The organism is Telluria sp. ZB4P36 (assembly GCF_059685865.1).
In genome coordinates, this window is sequence record NZ_JCASIE010000021.1 from 47,320 (window position 1) to 65,001 (window position 17,682).

General features: G+C 65.4%; 12 protein-coding genes. 3 read left to right on the top strand and 9 right to left on the bottom strand.

The annotated features are described in order from the left end of the window. Nucleotides 1–19: 19 nt before the first annotated feature. On the bottom strand, nt 20–1,174 hold the full coding sequence (locus AC56LK_RS21425; protein WP_497186521.1) for an MFS transporter: 1,155 nt from the start codon (nt 1,172–1,174) through the stop codon (nt 20–22). Nucleotides 1,175–1,432: 258 nt separating this feature from the next. Here AC56LK_RS21425 and AC56LK_RS21430 point away from each other — a divergent pair, with 258 nt between their 5' ends. Then, entirely contained in the window at nt 1,433–3,322 is a 1,890-nt protein-coding gene (locus AC56LK_RS21430) for a PKD domain-containing protein (RefSeq protein ID WP_497186494.1), read from the top strand. Nucleotides 3,323–3,356: 34 nt separating this feature from the next. Here the strand turns inward: AC56LK_RS21430 and AC56LK_RS21435 are convergent, their stop codons facing one another. From AC56LK_RS21435 to AC56LK_RS21445, 3 genes are read right to left on the bottom strand one after another with little or no spacing between them, the layout of a single operon-like run. Next, nucleotides 3,357–4,610: a DUF2264 domain-containing protein gene (locus tag AC56LK_RS21435; protein ID WP_497186495.1), complete on the bottom strand. Its 1,254-nt coding sequence runs from the start codon at nt 4,608–4,610 to the stop codon at nt 3,357–3,359. A 13-nt stretch (nt 4,611–4,623) separates the two neighbouring features. Beyond that, complete coding sequence (locus AC56LK_RS21440; RefSeq protein ID WP_497186496.1) at nt 4,624–5,754, bottom strand: glycoside hydrolase family 88/105 protein; 1,131 nt, start codon at nt 5,752–5,754, stop codon at nt 4,624–4,626. Continuing rightward, nucleotides 5,751–7,076, bottom strand: a complete 1,326-nt coding sequence (locus AC56LK_RS21445; RefSeq protein WP_497186497.1) for a BNR repeat-containing protein — start codon at nt 7,074–7,076, stop codon at nt 5,751–5,753. Before AC56LK_RS21445 ends, AC56LK_RS21440 begins: the two co-directional genes overlap by 4 nt. A 144-nt stretch (nt 7,077–7,220) precedes the next feature. Here AC56LK_RS21445 and AC56LK_RS21450 point away from each other — a divergent pair, with 144 nt between their 5' ends. Next, the gene (locus tag AC56LK_RS21450; protein WP_497186498.1) at nt 7,221–9,572 is read left to right on the top strand and encodes a beta-galactosidase; all 2,352 of its coding nucleotides are present in this window, start codon (nt 7,221–7,223) and stop codon (nt 9,570–9,572) included. Here the strand turns inward: AC56LK_RS21450 and AC56LK_RS21455 are convergent. After that, nucleotides 9,569–10,783 (bottom strand): MFS transporter, encoded by a 1,215-nt coding sequence (locus AC56LK_RS21455; RefSeq protein WP_497186499.1) that lies wholly within the window; start codon nt 10,781–10,783, stop codon nt 9,569–9,571. The genes AC56LK_RS21450 and AC56LK_RS21455 overlap by 4 nt on opposite strands. 96 nt (nt 10,784–10,879) lie before the next feature. Between AC56LK_RS21455 and AC56LK_RS21460 the strand changes: the two genes are divergently transcribed. Continuing rightward, complete coding sequence (locus tag AC56LK_RS21460; RefSeq protein ID WP_497186522.1) at nt 10,880–11,326, top strand: winged helix-turn-helix transcriptional regulator; 447 nt, start codon at nt 10,880–10,882, stop codon at nt 11,324–11,326. Nucleotides 11,327–11,330: 4 nt separating this feature from the next. Here the strand turns inward: AC56LK_RS21460 and AC56LK_RS21465 are convergent, their stop codons facing one another. The 4 genes from AC56LK_RS21465 to AC56LK_RS21480 form a co-directional block, all read right to left on the bottom strand. Further along, nucleotides 11,331–12,110, bottom strand: coding sequence for an enoyl-CoA hydratase (locus AC56LK_RS21465; RefSeq protein ID WP_497186500.1), 780 nt, complete (start codon nt 12,108–12,110; stop codon nt 11,331–11,333). Between the two features lie 112 nt (nt 12,111–12,222). After that, a complete protein-coding gene (locus AC56LK_RS21470; RefSeq protein ID WP_497186501.1) occupies nt 12,223–13,419 on the bottom strand; it encodes an acetyl-CoA C-acyltransferase in 1,197 nt (398 codons plus the stop codon). Nucleotides 13,420–13,441: 22 nt separating this feature from the next. After that, entirely contained in the window at nt 13,442–15,838 is a 2,397-nt protein-coding gene (locus tag AC56LK_RS21475; RefSeq protein ID WP_497186502.1) for a 3-hydroxyacyl-CoA dehydrogenase/enoyl-CoA hydratase family protein, read from the bottom strand. Between the two features lie 30 nt (nt 15,839–15,868). Continuing rightward, the gene (locus AC56LK_RS21480) at nt 15,869–17,659 is read right to left on the bottom strand and encodes an acyl-CoA dehydrogenase C-terminal domain-containing protein (protein WP_497186503.1); all 1,791 of its coding nucleotides are present in this window, start codon (nt 17,657–17,659) and stop codon (nt 15,869–15,871) included. Nucleotides 17,660–17,682: the final 23 nt, after the last annotated feature.

The following is a 17,682-nucleotide window of genomic DNA, read 5'->3' on the forward strand; positions in this document are numbered from 1 at the left end:
CCCGGCCATTATAGGCAGGCTAGCGGCGCGCCGTCCCGGTCCGCGGCAGCAGCACCGCCAGAATCCCCAGCAGCGGTAAGTAGGACGCGATCCGGTACACGTACTCGATGCCGGTCGTGTCGGCGATCGCGCCCATCGCGGCCGCACCGATGCCGCTGATGCCGAACATCAGCCCGAAGAACAGCCCGGCGATCATGCCCACGTTGTTGGGCACGAGCTCCTGCGCGAACACGACGATGGCCGAAAAGGCCGAGGACATCACCAGCCCGATCACCACCGACAGCACGGCGGTCCAGAACAGGTCCGCGTAGGGCAGCGCCAGCGCGAAGGGCGCGGCGCCCAGGATCGAGAACCAGATCACGCGCTTGCGGCCGATGCGGTCGCCGATCGGTCCGCCCGCGAAGGTGCCCGCCGCGACGGCCGCCAGGAACAGGAACAGGTACATCTGCGCCGACTCCACCGTCACATGGAACTTCTCGATCAGGTAAAAGGTGTAGTAGCTCGACAGGCTGGACATGTAGATGTACTTCGAGAACACCAGCAGGGCCAGCACCGTGAGCGCCCACAGCACGCGTCCGCGCGACAGTTCCGGTCCGGCATGAACGGCCAGCTTGCGCGTCACGCTGCGCAGGTGGCCCGCATACCAGCGGCTGACCTTGAACAGCACCGCGACCGCCAGCAGCACCAGCAGCATCAGCCAGGCGATCCTGCCCTGTCCGCTGCCGACGATGATGGCCGCCGCCAGCAGCGGCCCGAAGGCCGAGCCGAGGTTGCCGCCTACCTGGAACAGCGACTGGGCGAAGCCGAAGCGCCCGCCCGAGGCCAGCCGCGCGACGCGCGAGGCTTCCGGGTGGAAGGTCGAGGAGCCGATGCCGATCAGGCCCGCGGCGAGCAGCAGCATGGCGAAGCTGCCGGCGCTGGCCAGCAGCGCGACGCCGAGCAGCGTGACGCACATCCCGGCCGGCAGCAGGAAAGGGATCGGGCGCTTGTCGGTGTAGAGGCCGATCCAGGGCTGCAGCAGCGAGGCGGTGCACTGGAAGGTCAGCGTGATCAGGCCGATCTGGGTGAAGCTGAGCGCGAATTCCTGCTTGAGCAGCGGATAAATGGCGGGCAGCACGGCCTGCACGCAATCGTTCAGCAGGTGGACGAAGGCGACCGAGAACAGGATCTGCATCACCGTGCCGGCATGCGCGGGAGGGGTAGGAGATGCGGTGGACGATGCGGCGGAAGGTGGTGTGGACATGGGGCAAGGCAAGGTGGAAAGCCCTGCCAGTCTACTATGCGCGGCCGCAACGCGTCGCCAGCCGCTGGGCCTTTGCGCTGAAGCAGAAGCCTTCCTACCCACAGTCCCTAAGCTGGACCGAGTGCGCGGTCTACCACCTATTCCCGCGTGGCATGTTGACGGAGCGCACAAACTGATCAGGAGGAACAAATGCATTCAAACACCGTTCAGTGCGGCGTCGTTTCCGGCAGGCTGCTGCGGCCACTTCTCGCCGTGGCGGCAACGGCAGCTCTGGCGCTGGCTTCGGGCGCCCACGCCTCCGCCACCGCGCCGGCCGCCACCACCTACAGGCTGATTCCACTGTCACCGAGCTCGTTCTTTGCGGACATCAACGCCGCAGGCCAGGTCGCCTTCACCGAGTTCATCGGCGGCGTGGCCCGGGGAAAATTCTATGACGGCAGGGTGATCACGGATATCGGAACACTCGGCGGCCCTGCCACGGCCGTCACGGCGATCAACGATGCCGGCCAGGTCACGGGGACATCCTCGACCCGTACCGAGGATGTCAGCCATGCCTTCCGCTGGAGCCGGTCCACGGGCATGATCGACCTGGCGCCCCCGGGGGCGGGGATATCGACGGGCGCTGACATCAACAACAAGGGATGGGTGACGGGGACCGCCCTGTTCCCGCCCGGCCGCTTCCACGCATTCCGCTGGGCGCCGGCGACCAGCATGGTGGACCTGGGCTCGCTCAACATGAGCTCCAACGGCTTTGCGCTGAACGACGCCGGGACGGTCGTCGGCGGCTCCGAGTCCGTCGAAGGCGGCATCGGCCAGAACGCGGTGCGCTGGCCGGCCACGACGCCGCTGGTGCTGACACCCTTCGCCACGCCCTTCTCGGCTGCCTGGGACATCAACAATGCCGGCCAGATCGTCGGCAACGGCGGCCTCGATCCGACCTTCGCCGACCGGGCCTTCCTGTGGTCTCCTCAGACCGGCATCATCGACCTGGGGGTGACGGCGGCGAACGTGCCCAGCGCCGAGCAGATCAACGAAAAAGGCCTCGTGATCGGCAACCTCTATTCGCCCGGCAACTCACGCGGCTTCGTCTGGAGCCGCGAGACCGGTCCCATCGTGTTCGGGACCGCCGAGGCCGACGCCACCAATACCGCGGACCTGAACAAGCGCGGCCAGGTGGTCGGGAGCTTCAACGGCCGCGCCTATGTGTGGACGCGCGCGGAAGGCTTCGTCGACCTGAATACCCGCATCGCGAACGCGCCGTCCGACCTCGAGCTGGGCCAGGCGGTCGCGATCTCGGACAACGGGTCGATCGTCGCCGCCGGGAACACCGGCCTGGTCCTGCTGGTGCCGCGCGGCAGCGGCTACCACGAAGCTCCCGTCGTTGCGCCGATCAAGATCACGGGCACCCCGCGCGTGAACGCCCTGCTTTCCTTCTACGCCGCGTTCAGGGATGCGGACCTGCGCGACACCCACAAGGCCCACTGGGACTGGGGTGACGGCAGCGCCTCGGCGGGAACGGTCAGCAGCAAGAACGGCAGCGGCAACGCGAGCGGGCAGCATGCCTACCGCAAGGCCGGTAACTACACGGTGCAGCTGACGGTCACGGATAGCGGCGGCAAGCGCACGAGCGTCAAGCGCACGGTGGTGGTATGCGGATCGGGGGCCGGCATCGTGGGTGAAGGAGCCTTCCTGTCGCCTGCGGCCGCATACAGGCTTGGCACGGCCCGCAGCTCGCTCGCCGCCTTCTCGTTCGCCTCCGACGCGAAAGGAACGGGGCATGCGGCGGTCGCCTTCAACGTGGGGAACCTGGCCTTCCGCAGCAGCCGGATCGAGTCGCTGTCCCTGAATGGCGCGCAGGTCGACTACCGCGGCACCGGCACCGTCAACGGCAAGGGCAGCTATCGCTTCACGCTGGCGGCAAGCGCCGGATCAGGCGGCGGCAGGCACCGCTTCGGCATCCGGATTTCGCACGTCGATCCGGTCACGAAAGCGGAAGTGCTCGACTACGACAACCTGGCGGCCAACAATCAAGGGAGCGTCGTGAGCGGAACCGGAACGATGCTGGTCGGCGTGCAGTAAGCAGGCAAGGGTGCGGCGGCCGCCGCACCCTTGTTCAATACGTCACCGGATAGTCTTTGGGGAAGCTGCGGCCGCTGAACGCCTTCTTCTGAGTCCAGTCCTGAGCGGGCGCGGTCCAGAACGAGTCGGTGGCAGGCAACCCAAGGGCCAGCAGGCTGCTGGATGCGATATACATGCTGCCGTTGTTCGAGTACCAGTCTCCCAGTTCGGGCTGGTGGCCGCGGAAACCGATGGTCAGGAAGCCGTCCGCCGTGAAGTTACCCGGCACATCCCAGATCGCCTGGTGCACCGCGTGCAGGGCGGCGCGCACCTGCCCTTCCGGCAGCGAGGCCGGCAAGGCTTTGCGCCAGGCCAGCAGCGCCAGCGGCTGGAAGGCGGCCGTGCGGTAGGTGAGCGAGCGGCCTATCGGCGGATAGCTGCCGTCGGGGCCGATGAAGCGCTCCAGGTGCTCGCCATAGCGCTGCGCGCGTCTGATGGCCTGTGCCAGCAGTTCCTGCGGCTTGGCCTGCCAGAACGGCCCCCTCTTTGCCGCCAGTACCTCGAGCACTTCCACGAGCATCGGGTACATGACGTAGGAGTTGTAGTAATCGAAGTGGAAATCCTTGCCGTCCTTGATCCAGCCGTCGCCGATGTACCACTCGTTGATCTTGCGGATCGCCCCGTTCATGCGCATCGGGTCGGACTCTTCGCCGATCGACAGCAGCCAGGCTTCGTTCATCGCGGCGAACAGCAGCCAGTTGGTGTACGGGGGATCGACCCGGCGCAGGCCCTTGATTTCCGCAATGATGCGCGCCTTGGTCGCGGCGTCGAGCGGCTCCCACAGCACCTTGGGTGCGCGCAGGAGGGCATTCGTGAAATAGGCGGAATCGACCAGGGCCTGGCCTTCCCCGCGCCATTTCAGGTAATCCGGGCTGTGCGGATCGACCGCGTGGGTATAGCTTTGCAGCGCCATCTGCTGCAGGCGCTTGCGCAAGCGGCCTTCCGGCGTGTCGTCCAGCGGCAGGGCCAGCCACGGAGCGATGCCCGACATCAGACGGCCGAAGCACTCGAGATAGGCCACCGAGCGGTCGCGCCCGTCCCAGGTGGGGCTCAGTTCGAGCGGGAACTTCTTTTTCAGTTCGCCTTTCGACATCAGGCTCAGGACCGGCTCGGCCATCCGTTGCAGCAGGCGCAGCAGGTAGGCATGCTCGGCTCCCGCCGGTGCTGCACCGACAGCCTGGTCTGCAGCGAGCATGCCGGGTACGGCCGGGGCGGCGGCCAGGGCGCGCATGAAGTGTCGTCGTTCCATATTGTCTTCTTTGTTACTGGTCGGCCAGGCGCGCCATCTCCGCCGCGGCCAGCAGGACGGCGCCGACGCCGAACGGCGCCGTCGAGTTCTGGTTGACGACCTGCCCCGGAATCGCGCGCTCGCCGATCGGCTGGACGTAGCCGACCTTGCCGTCCGCCTGCAGCGCGACAGTGCTCAGGTAGCGCCAGCCGCGCTGCGCCGCCGGCAGATACTCGGCGCGCGGCAGCAGGCCGTGATTGATCCCCCACAGCAGCCCATAGGTGAAGAAGGCGGTGCCGCTGGTCTCCGGTCCCGGTGCGTGCGCCGGGTCGAGCATGCTGCGGGTCCAGTACCCCTCGGGCTGCTGATGGCGTATCAGGGCTGCCGCCATCGCCTGGAAGCGCTGGACATACTGTGCGCGGTACGGATCGTCCTGCGGCAGCTCGGCCAGCACCTTGGCCAGCCCCGCGAACACCCAGCCATCGCCGCGTGCCCAGAAGTCCTTCTTGCCGCTACTGGACTTGTGCTTCGGGTAGACGTACTTGGCGTCGCGGTAGTACAGCTGTTCCTCGGCGTCGTACATGATGCCGTTCGCGTACTCGTAGTATTCATGCAGCTTCTCCAGGTACTGGCGATCGCCGGTAATCCTGTACATCTTGGTCATGACCGGCATGACCATGTAGAGGCCATCGGCCCACCACCAGTAATCCTTGTTGGGGGTGCTCATCTGGTATTCCATGACCTCGCGGGCGCGGGCGATCTTGCGCGGGTCCTTGTCCAGCCGATAGAGGTCGGCATAGGTCTGGAAGCAGATCTGCCAGTCGCCGAACAGCACGTGCTCGGGGGTCTCGCCGTAGTTGTACTTCCAGGCCGCCTTGTTGTTCGAGGTCGCGCCCTTCCATGCATTATGCTCGGCCCACTCCTCGGAATAGCGCCGATAGCCTTCGTTGCCGGTGACGCGGTAGGCTTCGATGTTCCCGGTGTGGTAGGCCGCGACGTCCCAGAACGCCCACTGCTTCGCCGGCGTCTTCGCCTGCCAGTAGCTGTTGACCTTGTCGATCACGGCGATCGCTTCGCTGCGCTTGACGCCGATGCCGGATGGCGTCGCACAGCCGCCGAGCAGGAAGCTGGATGCGACCATAACGGCAGTGAGGTAGGTCTTCATGGTGTGCCTGGACAGGTGGGAGTCCACTCCAGTACGCCGACCCTGGTGGGCGCTGTAGGCAGGACGCCTTCGGCATCGGCCTGGTGGACGGTTTGCAGGTAGAGGTTGAGTCGGCGCGAGGTGCGCCACAATTCGGTATCGAAGCTCGGTTCCCAGGCCCCCATGGCGCGCTGGTCGAGGTCGAGCAGCTGCCAGCCGCCACGGCGCAAGTCGGCCGTGCAGGCCACCGAGACCTTGTTACCCCGCTCCTCATCGCGGAACAGCACCCAGGCCGCGCCGGCGCCATCGACCAGGATTTGCGGACGGGAGATCGGGATCGCCTTGGTCCCCAGGCCCGACAGGGAGAATGGCGCGCGCCGGAAGGCGAGATTGTGCGACTGCCAGGCTTGGCCATCGTGGTGCAGCACTCGGTATTGCGGGACGGCGTCGCCGGCCTCGCGCCAATAGCTGGCGATGACGGGATTGCCGTCGCGGTCGGCCGCCATGGCGGTCTGGTTGATCAGTTCACTCTTTTGCGGAATATGCGCCGCGATTTCGGCACTGCCGGCCGTGATCGGCAGGCGGTAGCGCTCCCCGTTGCTGCGCTCCCAGGTCCGTCCGCCGTCGCGCGAGCGGGCATAGGCCAGGTCGTGGTTGCTGGCGACGTCGGGCGATTCGCGCCACACCCAGGACAGGTGCAGCGTGCCCGCCCCGTCGGCGACAGCCTGCCAGTAGGCGTTGCGCCGCCCTTCCCCGCTCAGCAGATTGTCCTGCAGCCGCTCCCAGGTCCGGCTGGCCGGGTGGTAGCGATTCAGCACCAGGTTGCCGCGGCCGGAGCCGCCGTCGCGGTAGAGGAACAGCAGGCTGCCCTGCGGCGTGCGGTAGAACTCCGGGTAGGACACGGACTTCTCGTTGCGCCCGGTCATCGCCTCTTGCGGGCCGAGGGCCAGCGCGCCGGGCGCCGTGCCGCGGGCGTAGCGCAAGGGACCATTGTGGTGGTCCCAGGCCACGTGCAGGGTGCCGGCGCCGTCGACCATGATGCTGATGCTGTTGTGCGCGTCCCTGGCATTGCCCAGGTACTGGGTGGGCGCCAGCTGCCAGTGCGCGTCGCCCGCGCGGCGCTTGCCCAGCACCACCCTGCCGGTGGCGTCGTAGAAGGCGATGTACTGGCTACCCTCATGCGTGACGAGCGAGTTCTTGCGGAACACCACGGCATTGACCGAGTTGGCCGCCCAGCCGTCCGCCACTTCGGTGATGCGCACGCCCTGCTGCTTCATCGGCCCCGCGCATGCGCACAGCAAGAGGGGCAGCGCCAGACCCCGGATCCTGCGGTTCCTTCTCATGATCTCTCCAAGCGAATCCGGCTACCTTACTATGCAAATCACCGCGTCCGGAATCAAGCTGTTGATCATTGTGCAGAAGCCCCTGCTGCGGCATGCGGACTTCCTCTACCATGAAGGGCACCAGCCTCTCGATCAGGAACCGCCATGCCCCTTCATCCTTCGCGCCGCAGCTTCCTCGGCGCCGCCGCCGGAACGGCCCTGGCACTGAATGTGCCGCTGGCCGCGGCCGCGGCGCCCCGCTTCGCCATCGGCGACAAGGATTTCCTGCTCGACGGGAAGCCCCTGCAGATCCGCTGCGGCGAGATGCACTTCGCCCGCGTGCCGCGCGAATACTGGGGGCATCGCCTGAAGGCGATCAAGGCCATGGGCCTGAATACGGTCTGCGCCTACCTGTTCTGGAACTACCATGAGTGGCGCGAAGGCCAGTACCGCTGGGACGGGCAGCGCGACGCCGCCGAATTCTGCCGGCTGGCGCAGGCGGAAGGCCTGTGGGTCATCCTGCGTCCCGGTCCTTACGCCTGCGCGGAATGGGAAATGGGTGGCTTGCCCTGGTGGCTGCTGAAACAGCCGGGCGACAGCTTCCTGCGGACCAGCGCCCCGGCTTTCGTGGAACCGGCGCGGCGCTGGCTGCGGGAAGTCGGCCGGGTGCTGGCGCCGATGCAGGTGACGCAGGGCGGCCCGATCCTGATGGTGCAGGTCGAGAACGAGTACGGCTTCTTCGGCGAAGACCGCGACTACATGCGCGTGATGCGCCAGGCCTTGCTGGATGCCCACTTCGATGTCCCGCTATTCCAGTGCAACCCGACCAATGCGGTGGCCAAGACCCATATCCCGGAACTGCTCTCGGTCGCGAATTTCGGCAGCGATCCGGAACGCGGTTTCAAGGCGCTGGCCGCCGTGCAGCAAGGCCCCCTGATGTGTGGCGAATATTATTCCGGCTGGTTCGACACCTGGGGCACGCCGCACAAGCGCGGCGACAATGCCCGCGCCATCCGGGATATCGACACCATGCTGAAGGCAAACGGTTCGTTCAGCCTGTACATGGCGCACGGCGGCACCACTTTTGGTCTGTGGGGCGGCTGCGACCGCCCCTTCCGTCCCGATACGACGAGCTACGACTACGATGCGCCGATCAGCGAGGCCGGATGGCTGGGCGAGAAATTCTCTACCTATCGCGAATGCCTGAGCCGGCACCTGGCACCCGGCGAGACCCTGCCTGCAGCGCCGGCCCACCTGCCGGTGATGGCGATCCCTGCTTTCGCACTGAGCGAGACCGCACCTGTGTTCGCGAACATGCCGAAAGCGGTCATCAAGGATGCATCGCCGCGCAACATCGAACAGTACGATATCAGCCGCGGCCTGGTCGCCTACAACATCACCTTGCCGCCCGGCCCGGCGGGCAAGCTGGAAGCCGCGAACGCGCGCGACCTGGCCTGGGTCTACGCCGGAGGAAAGCTGGCGGGCACGATGGATACGCGGCAGCGCCGCTTCAGCGTCGACCTGCCGGCGCGCACGCAGCCGACCAAAGTGGAAATCCTGCTGTACACGATCGCGCGCGTCAATTTCGGCATCGAGGTCCACGACCGCAAGGGCATGCACGGCCCGGTGATGTTCCGCACCAGGGACGGCAGTGCCGAAGAACTCAAGGGCTGGGAAATCCGCGCCATCGACTTTGGCGCCGACGGCGACTTGCCGCCGCAGCGCTGGCAGGCCGAGCGAGCCGACGGCCCGGCCTTCTGGCGCGGCAGGTTCGAGGCGAAAGAGCGGGCCGACACCTTCCTCGACATGTCCAGCTGGGGCCAGGGCATCGTCTGGATCAATGGCCGCTGCCTGGGCCGTTACTGGAGCATCGGTCCGACCCAGACCATGTACCTGCCGGGTCCCTGGATCAAGGCCGGACGCAATGAAGTCATCGTGCTCGACCTCACGGGCCCGCGCGCCAGCCGCATCGCGGGGCGCACCACGCCCATCCTCGACGAACTGCATCCTGAGCGCGACCTTGCGCGTCCGGTCAGCACTGCACGGCCGCGCCTGACCGGCCTGGAGCCGGTGCACGCCGGGCAGTTTGCCGGTGGTGCGGCCACCCAGGACGTCAAGTTCGAACAGCCGGCACGCGGGCGCCAGCTTTGTCTCGAGGTGGTCGATACGTTCGACGGTCAGCCGCATGCTGCCGTGGCCGAACTCGCCCTGCTCGGCGCCAATGGAAAGCCGATGAACCAGTCGACCTGGACGATCGCCTACGCCAGCAGCGAGGAAGCGCGCAAGGAAGACGGCAGCGCCCTGAACGCCATCAACGGCCAGGCCAGCGATTACTGGCATACGGCCTACAGCGACGGGCATCCTGCATCAGGGCCGGCACGGCTGATCATCGACCTCGGCGCGCCGGTCGACATCACCGGCCTGCGCTACACGCCGCGCCAGGGTCCGGATACCGTGACGGGCAGGATCAGGCGCTATCGGGTGTATGTGGGCGACCGGCTGGTCGAGCAGCGTTAAGGCCGCGCGACGCCCTGCGGTACCAGGCGATACGTCAGCACCCAGAACAGCAGGGCGAGAAAGCTGATGGCGGCACCGAGAACGCACACGCCGGTCCACCCGGCGTACGCATAGGCCATCGTTGTTCCGATGGCTCCTGCACCGCTTCCGGCTGCGTAGAAAAGCATGTATGCGCCGACGAGACGGCTGTGGTCGCCACGGCTCCCGCGGAAAATCATTCCCTGGTTCGTGACGTGAATTGCCTGCCCGCCCAAGTCGAGCAGCACGATACCGATGACCAGGGCCCACAGCGAACTATTCATCAGTGACAGCGGCAGCCATGCCAGGGTCAGGAGCAATAGTGCTGCCAGGCTGCTTGTGCGCTCAAGGCCGCGATCAGTCAATTGACCTGCATAGGTCGCCGCCAGAGCACCCAAGGCCCCCACCAGGCCGAAGGCGCCGATGACGGTGTGCGAATAGTTGAATGGCGGCGCGCTGAGAGGAAGCACCAAAGCGCTCCAAAACACGTTGAATGCCGCGAACATCAGCAAGGCAAGGATGCCGCGCACCTGAAGTATTCGATGCTTACCCAAAAGCACGAACATGGAAACAAGCAGGTCTCGGTAAGTCATGCCGGACGAGGTGTTGACGATTGGCGGCAGTGCTCGCCACATCAAGGCCGTGAGCATCAGCATCGCTGCCGAAGAACAGACATAGACGCCGCGCCAACCCGAGATATCGCTGATGCCGCCCGCCAGCACGCGCGCCAGAAGGAGGCCCAGGAAGACGCCCCCTTGCGTGGCACCCACTACCCTTCCACGCTCGTCATCGTCCGCCGCACTGGCAGCGTAGGCGATCAAGCCTTGGGTCATCGCCGTTCCGAGCAAACCTGTCACGAACATGGCCGCCAGGAGCATCGCCGATGACTGCGCGACGGAAACGCCGATCAGTGCCAAGGCAAGCATGACTGCCTGTATCAGCATCAGCTGGCGGCGCTGGACGAGGTCTCCCAGGGGTACCAGTAGCAGCAGCGCCAGTGCGCATCCAATCTGGGTGGCCGTAACGACGCCGCCGATGGCAGCGTGTGAAATCGAGAAGTCGCGTGCCAGGCTGTCGAGTAGTGGTTGGGCGTAGTACACGTTTGCCACGCTCATTCCTGCAGAAACAGCAAATAAGGCCATGGCACCCCGCGACATTGCGGGACGTCTTCCGGCGGGGCTGGATGCTTGCATGGGACTCTCCTTAACTGGTTTCAAAACAAAACCAGTTGGAGAATAGGCGATGTGGTTTTAAAATGCAACCACACTACCTGGAGCGATGGCATGTCGATGGCAAAATCAGCACCCCTCAGCGATGAACCTTGCCCGGTGGCGCGGTCAATCAGCGTGATCGGCGACCGATGGTCGCTGCTCATCGTGCGCGATGCCTTCGATGGAATCCATCGGTTCAGTGATTTCCAGCGTAGCCTGGGGGTGGCACGCAATATTCTTTCCGACAGATTGCGGCGACTGGTTGAAGCGGGCATCCTCCTTGCCCGCCCCACCAGGGAGGGTGGCGCTTACCAGGAATATGTCCTGACAGAGGCTGGGAAAAACCTGTTCCCGGTTGTGCTGGCACTGCGCCAGTGGGGTGAAGGGCAGCTGTTTTCGCCGGGCGAGCCCCATTCGGAACTGATCGAGACGAAAACCGGCAAGCCGGTGCAAAGGATGGTGCCACGGAACAAGGACGGCGACGTCCTCCTGCCTGATGACACCAAGGTGCGCAAGCTTTCCTAGCCGATCAGTCGAACTTGCTGAAGTCCGGCTTGCGCTTCTCGAAGAAGGCCGTGAAGGCTTCCTTCGCTTCCGGCGCCAGCAGCATGGCGGCGAAGCGCTCGTTCTCGGCGGCGATCGCGCCCTGGATCGCATCGATGCGGGGACGCTTCATCAGCGCCTTGGTGGTGCGGATCGAGGCGGCCGGCAGTGCCACCAGCTTGGCGGCCTGCTGTTCTGCAAAAACGCGCAGTTCGGCGGCCGGCAGCACGCGGGTGATCAGGCCCATCTCGAAGGCTTCCTGGGCGCCGAAGGCGTCGCCCAGCAGCAGCTTCTCTGCCGCGCGCGGGTAGCCGGCCAGTTGCGGCAGCAGCAGCGAGGAACCGAATTCCGGGCACAGGCCGAGCTGGGTGAAGGGTACCGAGAACTTGGCGTTGTCGGCGCAATACACCAGGTCGCAGTGCATCAACATGGTGGTGCCGATGCCGATGGCGGCGCCGGCGACGGCGGCGATCACCGGCTTGGTCGAGCCATGCAGCGCGCGCATGAACTGGAACACCGGGCGGTTTTCGGCAGGCACGCCGGGGACCGGGGCCGAGTTCTTCATGAAGTCGTCGAGGTCGTTACCGGCGGTGAAAATCTCCGGCTTGCCGGCGATGAGGATGGCGCGCACGGCGCTGTCCTGCTCGGCCTCGACCAGGGCGTCGGCCATCGATTGGTACATCGCGGCGGTGATGGCGTTCTTGCGCTCGAGGCGGTTGAATTCGATGGTCAGCAGGCCGGCGGCCTTGGTGATCAGCATGTCCATGTTTCAGGGTCTCCGGATATTCTTGGGCTGGTTGGACGCGTGGGCGGGAGACCCGCCCACCCTACAAGGGCAAACGGTTCTCCCGCCCACGCGGTCATTGCTTACTTGATGATTAAACGCGCTCGATGATACCGGCTGCGCCCATGCCGGCGCCGACGCACATCGTCACCATGCCGTACTTCAGGTTATTGCGGCGCAGTGCGTGCACGACGGTCGCGGCGCGGATCGCACCGGTTGCGCCCAGCGGGTGGCCCAGGGCGATCGCGCCGCCCATCGGGTTCACTTTCGACGTGTCCAGGCCGAGGTCGCGGATCACGGCCAGCGCCTGGGCGGCGAAGGCTTCGTTCAGCTCGATCCAGTCCAGCTGGTCCTGGGTGATGCCGGCGGCGGCCAGGGCCGCAGGGATGGCGACCTTCGGGCCGATGCCCATGATTTCCGGCGGCACGCCGCGCACGGCGAACGACGAGAACTTGGCCAGCGGGGTCAGGTTGTGCTCGCGCAGGATCTTCTCGCTGACGACGATCAGCGCACCGGCGCCGTCCGACATCTGCGACGAGGTCGCGGCGGTGACCGAACCCTTGGCGGCGAACACCGGCTTCAGCTTGGCCATGCCTTCCGGGCTGGCGTCGGCGCGAGGGCCTTCGTCCAGGTCGACGGTGCGGCGCTTGACGGTGATTTCACCGGTCGCCAGGTTCGGCGTGCGGGTGATGATTTCGACCGGAGTAATCTCGTCCTTGAAGTAGCCGGCCTGCTGGGCGGCGATGGCGCGGCGGTGCGATTCCAGGCCGAAGGCGTCCTGGTCTTCGCGCGACACTTTCCACTGCTCGGCCACCTTCTCGGCGGTCAGGCCCATGCCGTAGGCCAGACCGACATTTTCATCCTTGAAGGTTTCCATGTTGATCGACGGATGGTGGCCCATCATCGGCACCATCGACATCGATTCGACGCCGCCGGCGATCATCACGTCGGCTTCGCCCACGCGGATGCGGTCGGCCGCCATGGCCAGGGCGGTGATGCCCGAGGCGCAGTAGCGGTTGACGGTGACGCCGCCCACGGTGTTCGGCAGGCCTGCCAGCACCACGGCGTTACGCGCCACGTTGAAGCCCTGCTCCGCTTCCGGGAACGAGCAGCCGACGATGGCGTCGACGATCAGGGCCGGGTCCAGGTTCGGCACGGCGGCCATGGCGCCGCGGATCGCGTGCACCAGCAGGTCGTCCGGGCGGGTCTTGTTGAAGAAGCCGCGTGGCGCCTTGCCGATCGGGGTGCGGGTCGCTGCGACGATGTATGCGTCTTGAAGTTGTTTGCTCATTTTCCTTGTCCTTGTCCGCGGCTTAGTTGCGCACTGGCTTACCGGTCTGCATCATGCCCATGATGCGTTCCTGCGTTTTCGGGTTACCCAGCAGCTCGATGAAGGCCTTGCGCTCCATGTCGAGCAGCCACTGCTCGGACACCACGCTGCCCTGGTCGACGTCGCCGCCGGTCACGATCTCGGCGATCATGTCGCCCAGCTTGTAGTCGTAGGCCGAGATGAAGCCGCCGTCGCGCATGTTGACCAGCTGGCCGCGGATGGTCGCCCAGCCGTAGCGGCCGGTGACGGTGATCGGGCGGCGCGCCGGGGCGCGGTAGCCGGCGTCGAACATGGCGCGCGCGGTGGTCTTCGCCACGTGCAGCAGTTCGTAGGGATTGAAGACGATGACGTCGTCTTCCTTCAGGTAGCCCATGGCCTTCGCTTCCAGGGCCGACTTCGACACCTGGGCGGTAGCCGCGTTGGTGAAGCCGGTCTTCAGGAATTGCAGGATGTCGTTGCCCTTGGCGTCAAGGAAGGCGCGCACTGCCGCTTCCTTCAGGCCGCCGCCGGCCGGCACCAGGCCGACGCCGACTTCGACCAGGCCGATGTAGGACTCGATCGAGGCCACGCGCTTCGATGCGTGCAGCATCATCTCGCAACCGCCGCCCAGCGCCAGGCCCGCGACAGCAGCCACCACCGGGATGTTCGAGTACTTCATCTGCATGAAGACGTTCTGCAGGTCGCGGACCATCGGGTCCATCGCCTTGGCGCCGCCCATCATGAAGGCCGGCATGGCCGACTGCAGGTCGGCGCCGGCCGAGAAGGCGCCGCCTTCGGCCGCGTCGGTATTCCAGATCACCAGGCCCTTGTAGCCTTTTTCAGCCTCGGCCATGCCGCGCTGCAGACCCTTCACCACGCCTTCGCCGATGACGTGCATCTTGGTCTTGAGCGAGATGACGAGAACCTCATCGCCCGAGTGCCACAGGCGCACCGAGTCGTCCTCGAACACGGTGGTGCCGAAAGTCTTGGCGTCCGTGGTGGTCGAACCGAGCACCGGTGCGCGGAACTGCTGGCGCTGGTAGACCGGCAGGTCGGACACCGGCGCGTAGGCGTTCTTCGAGGCCGAGTACGAGCCTTCGGCGGTGTGCACGCCCTTCTCGGCGACCTGGCCTTCGAACACCCAGGCTGGCAGCGGTGCGTTGGTCAGGGCACGGCCAGCGTCGATGTCTTCCTTGACCCATTGTGCGATCTGGGTCCAGCCGGCGGCCTGCCAGGTTTCGAACGGGCCGACGCTCCAGCCGAAGCCCCAGCGCATCGCGAAGTCGATGTCGCGCGCGTTGTCGGCGATGGTGTCGAGGTGGATCGCGATGTAGTGGAAGGCGTCGCGGAAGATCGCCCACAGGAACTGCGCCTGCGGGTTGGTCGATTCGCGCATGGCCTTGAACTTCTTGACCGGGTCCTTTTCTTTCAGGATGCGGGCAACGATGTCGGCGGCCTTGGCGCCACTCGGCACGTAGTCGCCGGTGGCGAACTCGAGGCGCTGGATTTCCTTGCCGACCTTCTTGTAGAAGCCGCCGCCGGCCTTCTGGCCCAGGGCGCCCTTCTCGATCAGCTTGGCCAGCACGTCAGGCGTCTTGTACAGGCTGAAGAAGGGATCGTCCTGCAGGGTGTCCTGCATGGTCTTGATCACGTGGCCCATGGTGTCCAGGCCCACGACGTCGGCGGTACGGAAGGTGCCCGACTTGGCGCGGCCCAGCTTGGCGCCGGTGAGGTCGTCGACGATGTCCACCGACAGGCCGAACTTCTCGGCTTCGTGGATGGTGGCCAGCATGCCGAAGATACCGACGCGGTTGGCGATGAAGTTCGGGGTGTCTTTGGCACGCACCACGCCCTTGCCCAGGGTCGAGGTCAGGAAGGTTTCCAGTTGATCCAGGATTTCCGGACGGGTGCTGGTGGTCGGGATCAGTTCGACCAGGTGCATGTAGCGCGGCGGGTTGAAGAAGTGGACGCCGCAGAAGCGCGCCTTCAGTTCTTCGTCGAAGCCTTCGGCCAGCTGGTTGATCGACAGGCCCGAGGTGTTCGAGGCGAAGATCGCGTTCGGGGCGATGTGCGGGGCGACCTTCTTGTACAGGTCGTGTTTCCAGTCCATGCGCTCGGCGATGGCTTCGATGATCAGGTCGCACCCAAGCAGCACGTCGAGGTTGTCCTCGTAGTTGGCCACTTCGATCAGGACCGCGTCATCCTTGTTGCCCAATGGGGCCGGCGACAGTTTTTTGAGGTTCTCGATGGCGCGCAGGACGATGCCGTTCTTCGGGCCTTCCTTGGCCGGCAGGTCGAACAGCACGACCGGCACCTTGGCGTTCACGCAGTGCGCAGCGATCTGCGCACCCATCACGCCGGCGCCCAGCACGGCGACTTTCTTGACGATGAAATTGGACATCTCTTATTCCTTAGTGTGCGTGATGAGTGGTTAGAACAGGTCTGCGTCCATGGCCAGCAGGTTCGATGCACCCGAACGTGCCTGGCGGATCAGCATCGCGGTTTCCGGATACAGGCGGGCGAAGTAGAAGCGTGCGGTGTGCAGCTTGGCTTCGTAGAACTTGTCGCCCGAGTCCTGCTTGGCCAGCGCGATCTTCGCCATCTGCGCGAAGAAGTAGCTGAACACCAGGTGGCCCACGACGCGCAGGTAAGGCACGGCGGCGGCGCCGACTTCGTCCTGGTTCTGGAAGGCCTTCATGCCGATTTCCATGGTCAGCTTGCCGACCTTGTCGCCGAGTTCGCCCAGCGGGGTCACGAATTCCGACATCGACTCGTCCAGGCCGTTCTCTTCGACGAAGTTCTTGATTTTTTCGCCGAAGGCGCGCAGCTTGGCGCCGTTGTCCATCAGGATCTTCCGGCCCAGCAGGTCGAGCGACTGCACGGTGTTGGTGCCTTCGTAGATCATGTTGATGCGGGCGTCGCGCACGTACTGCTCCATGCCCCACTCGCTGATGTAGCCGTGGCCGCCGTAGACCTGCATCGCTTCCGAGGTGGCGATCCAGCCGTTGTCGGTGATGAAGGCCTTGACGATCGGGGTCAGCAGCGCGACTTCGCCGGCCGCTTCCTTGCGCACTTCTTCGTCCGGGTGGTTCAGTTCACGGTCGATCTGCAGCGCGATGTACGAGGTCAGGGCGCGCGCGCCTTCGGCGTAGGCCTTGGCGGTCAGCAGCATGCGGCGCACGTCCGGGTGCACGATGATCGGGTCGGCCGGCTTGTCCAGGGCCTTCGGGCCCGACAGGCTGCGCATCTGGATGCGTTCCTTGGCGTAGACCAGCGCGTTCTGGTAGGCGACTTCAGTCAGGCCCAGCGACTGCATGCCGACGCCCAGGCGGGCGGCGTTCATGAACACGAACATCGCCTGCAGGCCCTTGTGCGGCTGGCCGATCAGGGTGCCGATCGCGCCGTCCAGGTTCATCTGGCAGGTGGAGTTACCGTGGATGCCCATCTTTTCTTCGATGGCGCCGCAGGCAATGCCGTTGCGCTCGCCGACCGAACCGTCGGCATTCACCTTGAATTTCGGGACCAGGAACAGCGAGATGCCCTTCGAGCCTTCCGGTGCGTCCGGCAGGCGCGCCAGCACCAGGTGGACGATGTTCTCGGACATGTCGTGTTCGCCGGCCGAGATGAAGATCTTGGAACCGGTGATGCTGTAGGTGCCGTCGGCTTGCGGCTCGGCCTTGGTGCGCAGCAGGCCCAGGTCGGTGCCGCAGTGCGCTTCGGTCAGGCACATGGTGCCGGTCCATTCTCCCGAAACCAGCTTCGGCAGGAACAGCTTCTTCTGATCGTCGGTGCCGTGCTCCTTCAGGCACTCGTAGGCGCCGTGTGACAGGCCCGGGTACATGGTCCATGCCTGGTTCGACGAGTTCAGCATCTCGTAGAAGGAGTTGTTCAGCGAGACCGGCAGGCCCTGGCCGCCGTATTCCGGATCGCATGCCAGCGCGGCCCAGCCGCCTTCGACATACTGTTTATACGCTTCCTTGAAGCCCTTCGGGGTGGTGACGGCCTTGGTGGCCGGGTCGAAGTGGCAGCCTTCGCGGTCGCCCGAGTGGTTCAGCGGGAACAGCACTTCCTGCGTGAATTTCGCACCTTCTTCGAGCACCTGGTTGATGATGTCGGCGTCGATTTCCTGGTAGGCAGGCAGGTTCTTGAACTCTTCGCTGACGTTGAGGAATTCGTGCAGAACGAACTGCATATCCCGGATTGGCGCGACGTACTGACCCATGGTTTTCTCCTGAACGAAGGTAA